Source organism: Kribbella sp. (assembly GCF_035655035.1).
Classification (GTDB): domain Bacteria; phylum Actinomycetota; class Actinomycetes; order Propionibacteriales; family Kribbellaceae; genus Kribbella.
Window position 1 is genome coordinate 1 of record NZ_DASRVN010000524.1, and the last position, 5,592, is coordinate 5,592.

Sequence of the window (5,592 nt, forward strand, 5' to 3'; positions counted from 1 at the left end):
GTGGTTGCCGGATGCACCAGGTCTTCGCCGAGCCCGACCGCCTTGATCAGGTCCACGGCCTCGGGCCGCCGCGCCAGCACCGACTCGGCCCCGAGGTCGACCGGCACTCCTTCGAGATCGGCTCCCGCCAGCTTCCCGCCGAGCCGCGGCGACCCTTCGAGCACGGTGATCTCCGGCGGGTTCGGCCCGGTCGCGAGCGCATGCGCCGCCGCCAGCCCGCTGATCCCGCCACCGACCACGACAACCCGGCTCACAGCGCCTCCAGTACGTACTTCTTCCCCGGCCCGAGATCGGTGCTGGAGACTCCGACCTGCCGGAAGCCGGTCCGGGTCAGCACCGCCTGGGACGCCGGGTTCCGGTCCGAGGCCCCCGCCCGGAGCGAGGTCAACCCGTAGCCGGGAGCCAGCTCGATGATCGCCCGTACGGCGGCCGTCGCAAGACCTCGCCCGGCCCGCTTCTCGGCGATCCGGTACCCCAGCTCGGCGGCCCCGTCCGCGAAGTCGATCAGATTCACCCGGCCGACCACCGCACCGTCACCGTCGACCAGCACGTGGAACCGGCTGATACCAGCCTCCTGCTCCGCGAGCAGCGCGGCGTGCCGGGCCGCGAAGTTCGCGAAGTACTCGTCGCCGCGGTCCCAGATGTGCGCGGCGAAGTACGCACGGTTGTCCCGCTCGAACGCCAGTACGGCGTCCGCGTGGTCCGCGCGCAGCGGCTCCAGCGTCACCTCGTGGTCAGGCAGGAACATGAGCTGCCTGCACGTACTTGGTGATCCGCCGCAGCACCTCGGGATCCGCGTCCGGCGGGACCCCGTGGCCGAGGTTGAAGATGTGCGCCGGCGCCGCCTTGCCCTCGGCAAGGATCCGGTCCAGCTCCGGCTCGATCGCCTCCCAGCCCGCGAACAGCAGCGCCGGGTCGAGGTTGCCCTGCACCGGCTTCGGCGTACCGATCCGGCGTACCGCCTCGTCCAGCGGGACGCGCCAGTCGACGCCGACCACGTCCGCGCCGGCCGCGCTCATCAGCCCGAGCAGCTCGCCCGTGTTCACACCGAAGTGCACCCGCGGTACGCCGTAGTGCTCGATGGCGGCGAACACCTTCGCGGTGTGCGGCATCACGAACCGCTCGTAGTCGCGCGGCGACAGCCCGCCCGCCCACGAGTCGAACAGCTGGATCGCCGACGCACCGGCCTCGATCTGGACCGACAGGTACGCGATCGCGACCTCCGCGAGCCGGTCCGCCAGCGCGTGCCACAGCGCCGGGTCGCCGTGCATCATCGCCTTGGTCTTCGCGAAGTCCTTGCTCGGCCCGCCCTCGACCAGGTACGACGCGACCGTGAACGGGGCGCCCGCGAACCCGATCAGCGGCGTACCGCCGAGCTCGGACACCAGCTGCTGCACGGCCTCTGTGGTGAACGACACATCGGCCGGCGTCACCGGGCGGACCCTGGCCACGCCGGCGGCGTCCCGGATCGGGTCCGCGACCACCGGGCCGACGCCCGGCTTGATCTCGATGCCGAACCCGGCCGCCTGCAGCGGGAACACGATGTCGGAGAACAAGATCGCCGCGTCGACGCCGTAACGGCGGACCGGCTGCAGCGTTAACTCGACGACGAGGTCGGGACGCATGCACGACTCAAGCATCGAGACGCCCTCCCGGGCCGCGCGGTACTCGGGCAGCGCCCGCCCGGCCTGACGCATGAACCACACCGGGGTGTGCGGCGGCCGCTCACCCCGGGCAGCGAGCAGGTAGGCGGAACGGTCCAGCGAGGGGGGTAACGTCGGGGCCACAGCCCGATGATCCCACGCGGTCGCCGGCACTCCGCGGCCCGGTCGCGGACAGCTACCGGCGCGTCGTCGCACGCGTCGGTGAGTAATCGGTCGTAGGCTGCCGATATGGGTGCCCGCAAGCAGGTCGACGCGCCACCCGCGGAGTTCGCCGAGGCAGTCTCGCAGTTACGAGGTGCCCGGTTCCGGCCCGAGGTTTTCGTCGAGGAGATGCCCGCACCGCAGCGGATCGCACCGCATGCGGCGGCGGTCAGCGCCGACGTGACGGTCGACGGTGACGATGTCGCCACCGGCCGTCTGGTCGTCCTCTACGATCCCGCGGGGAACGACGCCTGGCAGTCGACCTTCCGCTGTGTCGCGTACGTGCGTGCCGCCGTCGAACCGGAGATGGTGACCGACGCGCTGCTCGGCGGCGTGGGCTGGACCTGGCTGATGGAGGCGCTCGCGGACCGCGGCGCCGACTTCCTGGCACCGAGCGGTACCGTGACCAGGGTGGTATCGGAAAGCTTCGGCGGGATGGCCGACGACGACGCGACCGCGGAGATCGAGATCCGCGCGTCCTGGAGCCCGGTGCCGGGTCCCGGCGGCGCCGTCGACGTGACCCGGCACGCCGAGGCGTGGGGTGAAGTGCTGTGTACGGCGGCCGGCCTGCCGCCCGTTCCGCCGGGAGTGGTCGCGATGCCGACCCGGCGTGGACAGCGGGGCCGATGAGCCCAGCCGACCCAGCGCAGCCTTCCGCGCCCACGGAGGACCCGACCGCCGGCCTGCCCCTGCTCGAGCTCAGGGACGGGCTGTCCGACGTGATCGACACCGATCCCGCGCTGACCGCGACGGTCGAGGCGTTCCAGGCCGGTACCGGTCCGGTCGCGGTCGACGCCGAGCGCGCGTCCGGTTATCGGTACTCGCACCGGGCCTACCTGGTCCAGCTGCGCCGTGAAGGCTCCGGCTCCGCGCTCGTCGACCCGATCCCGTTCGGAGACCTGTCCGCGCTCGGCGACGCGATCGTCGACACCGAGTGGATCATCCACGCGGCCAACCAGGACCTGGCCTGCCTGGCCGAGGTCGGGATGGTGCCGCGGCAGGTCTTCGACACCGAGCTGGCCGGCCGGCTGCTCGGCTACCCGAAGGTCGGCCTCGCCTCGCTGGTCAGCGAAGTACTCGGCTACCGGATGCGCAAGGAGCACTCCGCCGCCGACTGGTCCACCCGGCCGCTGCCGGCGCCCTGGCTGGTGTACGCCGCGCTCGACGTCGAGATGCTCATCGAGCTGCGGAACGCGATCGAGCAGGAGCTCCGCCGCGCGGGCAAGTGGGAGTGGGCCGTGCAGGAGTTCGCCGCGATCCTGGACGCTCCCCCGCGGGAGCCGAAGCCGGACCCGTGGCGCCGTACGTCCGGCATGCACCGGGTCCGGAACCGCCGCAGCCTGGCCGTCGTCCGGGCGCTCTGGGAGGCCCGCGACCAGATCGCGGAGGCCGCGGACATCTCCCCCGGCCGGATCCTGCCGGACGCCGCGATCGTCGAGGCGGCCTCCGCGATGCCGACCGACCGGGACGCACTGCAGAAGCTCACCGCGTTCAAGGGCCGCGGCGCGCACCGGCACATGCGGACCTGGTGGGAGGCGGTCGACCACGCCCGCAAACTCCCCGAGTCCCAGCTGCCCAAGCAGGGCCCGCGGTACGACGGTCCGCCGCCCGCCCGCGCCTGGGCCGACCGCGACCCCGACGCCGCCGCCCGCCTCTCCACCGCCCGTACGGCGGTCGCCGAGATCGCCGAGGCCCACCGCCTCCCCACCGAGAACCTGCTGGCCCCGGACACCATCCGCCGCCTCGCCTGGTCCCCACCCCAGGAGGTGACCGTCGACGTCGTCACAGCCTTCCTCCGCGACCACCACGCCCGCCCCTGGCAGATCGCCCTCACCGCCGAAGTCCTCACCGACGCCATGACCTCCGAAGCCCCCACCAAACCCCTCGACTAGAGCTCAGGCCGGAAGATCGCGCTCTGTACGTACTCCATCGCCTTGACGAACTTCTCGTCGCTCAGTCGGCGGGTCATCTCCTCAGGCGAGACGTCCTCGACGCGGGTCTGCAGCCAGTAGAGGTTGCCGTACGGGTCGTGCACCCGGGCGACGATGTCACCCCAGAACAGGTGCGTCGGCTCGGTGACCACCGTCCCGCCGGCCGCAACCGCCCGCGTCAGGGTCTCGTGCACGTCCGGTACGTACAGCCGCAGGAACGCCGGCGTCGGCCGCCACTCCGGGTTGTCGAACATCATCACCACCGAGTCCCCGATCCGCATCTCGGCGTGCCCGATGTTCCCGCGCTCGTCCACCACCCGCCCACCGAGGTCCTCGGCGCCGAACGCGGCCGCCAGGAACTCCATCAGCCCGGCGGTGTCGCGACCGATGATCCACGGCGTGACCGCGTGATACCCATCAGGAATCATGTGTTCTGCTCCTTCGTCGGATCGGTAACTCCGACGCTAGAAGCAGAACAGGACAGGTTCTGTCCCCTACTCGGTCAGCACGGGGACTTTCGGTGCGAGGTCCTGGCGGATCTCGGAGCGGAGGGTGAGGAAGGTCTGGACGGCGCCGAGGAGGATTACGGTGGCGATCACGGCGAAGATCTGGCGGTAGCTGAGCAGGCTGACCAGGAGGCTGCCGAGGGCCAGTGAGATGGCCTGGGGTGTGGAGATCAGTACCTCGACCGCGGTGGACACCCGGCCGATCAGGTGGGTCGGGGATCTGCGCTGCATCAGGGTGGTCAGCGAGACGAACGTCCACGGCAGCCCGACGCCACAGATGGCGGCCCCGACGAGTACGACGACGATCGTCGAGGCGGCGGCGCAGACGATCGTGGCCGCAGCCAGCGCGGTGAGGCCGAGTACGCAGGTGGCGATCTCGCCGAGGCGTCGTACGGCGCGGCTCGCGGTCAGGCCGCCGATCACGGCGCCGACGCCCTGGCAGGTCACGAAGACACCCGAGAACGTCGCCGGCTTGCCGAAGGCGTCCATCAAGGCGTAGATCGAGGACTCGAAGAACCCGATCACCAGGATCGAGATCCCCAGCCCGACCAGGACGTGCCGCAGCACCCGATCCGAGGCCAGGAACCGGACGCCGCCGAGCACGTCCTCCCGGAACGTGCTCCGCGCGGGCGCCGGCGTCTCGGTGACCTTGATCGTCGCGATCAGCAGCCCGGCCACCACGAACGTGGTCGCGTCGATCACCGCCACCAGCCAGCCACCCGCGGTCGCGAACACCGCCGCCCCCACGAGCGGCCCGAACAGGCGGTAGCCCTCCTTGATCGTGGCCAGGCCGGAGTTCGCGTCGACGAGCAGGTCGTCCGGCAGCAGTTCCTTGAGCAGCCCGTTCACCGCCGCGGGCAGCACGACGAACGACACGCCGTACAGGAACGCGACGGCCCAGATCAGCCAGACGTCGCCGGCGTCCCGGACCAGCACCAGCGGCAGTACGGCGGCCGCGCTGGCGAAGTTGCCCCAGACAAGGATCGGCTTGCGGGGCAGGCGATCCACCCAAACGCCGAGCAACGGCGCTCCGAGCGCGGGGAGCACCACGAAGAAGAAGGTCAGGCCGGCCTGCGCGTTCGATCCGGTGAGCGTCTTCACCCACATGCTCAGCACCAGCAGCATCACCGAGTCGCCCAGCATCGACGTACTCAGGCCGCCGAACAGCCGCGGGAAACCGGGCTGCGCGAACAGTTTTCTCATGCCGGATCGACCCCCGGGAAGTACGTCGGCACGCCCCAGGCGACGAACTCGCACAACCGCGCACCCGCGGGCCGCTGCGCCGGATCG

The 5,592-nt window shown here is 71.3% G+C and carries 7 protein-coding genes; 2 read left to right on the top strand and 5 right to left on the bottom strand.

The features are described from left to right. From VFF46_RS28530 to hemE, 3 genes are all read right to left on the bottom strand, one after another. On the bottom strand, positions 1 to 254 hold a 254-nt coding region (locus VFF46_RS28530), incomplete at its 3' end, for an FAD-dependent oxidoreductase (RefSeq protein WP_325040311.1). Beyond that, a complete protein-coding gene (locus tag VFF46_RS28535) occupies positions 251 to 748 on the bottom strand; it encodes a GNAT family N-acetyltransferase (protein ID WP_325040312.1) in 498 nt (165 codons plus the stop codon). The genes VFF46_RS28535 and VFF46_RS28530, both read right to left, overlap by 4 nt. Continuing rightward, entirely contained in the window at positions 735 to 1,787 is a 1,053-nt protein-coding gene (gene hemE / locus VFF46_RS28540; RefSeq protein WP_325040313.1) for a uroporphyrinogen decarboxylase, read from the bottom strand. Before hemE ends, VFF46_RS28535 begins: the two co-directional genes overlap by 14 nt. Positions 1,788 to 1,892: 105 nt before the next feature. On the opposite strand from hemE, the gene VFF46_RS28545 reads away from it, so the two are divergent. Both VFF46_RS28545 and VFF46_RS28550 read left to right on the top strand, forming a co-directional pair. Next, positions 1,893 to 2,495, top strand: a complete 603-nt coding sequence (locus VFF46_RS28545; protein WP_167212886.1) for a DUF3000 domain-containing protein — start codon at positions 1,893 to 1,895, stop codon at positions 2,493 to 2,495. Next, entirely contained in the window at positions 2,492 to 3,757 is a 1,266-nt protein-coding gene (locus VFF46_RS28550) for a ribonuclease D (protein ID WP_325040314.1), read from the top strand. Before VFF46_RS28545 ends, VFF46_RS28550 begins: the two co-directional genes overlap by 4 nt. On the opposite strand, the gene VFF46_RS28555 is transcribed toward VFF46_RS28550, so the two are convergent. Continuing rightward, positions 3,754 to 4,224 (bottom strand): VOC family protein, encoded by a 471-nt coding sequence (locus tag VFF46_RS28555; RefSeq protein ID WP_325040315.1) that lies wholly within the window; start codon positions 4,222 to 4,224, stop codon positions 3,754 to 3,756. The two genes, VFF46_RS28550 and VFF46_RS28555, sit on opposite strands and share 4 nt — an antisense overlap. Before the next feature lie 66 nt (positions 4,225 to 4,290). Beyond that, entirely contained in the window at positions 4,291 to 5,505 is a 1,215-nt protein-coding gene (locus VFF46_RS28560; protein WP_325040316.1) for an MFS transporter, read from the bottom strand. Positions 5,506 to 5,592: the final 87 nt, after the last annotated feature.